General features: G+C 71.5%; 1 protein-coding gene. It reads right to left on the minus strand.

Annotation, left to right across the window (positions count from 1 at the left end; translation table 11 throughout):
- Window positions 1–306: 4Fe-4S binding protein (locus EN852_RS37195; RefSeq protein ID WP_210238311.1), on the minus strand; the 306-nt coding region annotated here is incomplete at its 3' end.
- Between the last annotated feature and the right edge of the window lie 34 nt (window positions 307–340).

The following is a 340-nucleotide window of genomic DNA, read 5'->3' on the forward strand; positions in this document are numbered from 1 at the left end:
GGGGCCTACGGCCGGCACCGGCAGCACCCGGGCCATGCCGCGTGCGATCCCGTCGAAGGCACGGCGCCACAGCGTCTGCGGGCAGGCATGGCCACACCAGACGCGTCCGGCCAGGTGGGTCAGCAGTGCAAGCCCCACCGCCATCACGGCCAGCATCCCGATCAGCACGCCGACGTCGCCTGGCCACAGCGTCCAGCCAAACAGGTCGAAGCGCCGTGCGTTGATGTCCAGCAGCACGGCCTGGTGGCCCTCCCAACGCAGCCACGGCAGCGCATAGAACAGGGCCAGCACGAGCACGCTGAGCATGCCGCGCCAACGCCAGGGGCGGGTGGGCTTCGTG

This window comes from Mesorhizobium sp. M2E.F.Ca.ET.209.01.1.1 (assembly GCF_004010375.2).
GTDB lineage: Bacteria > Pseudomonadota > Alphaproteobacteria > Rhizobiales > Rhizobiaceae > Mesorhizobium.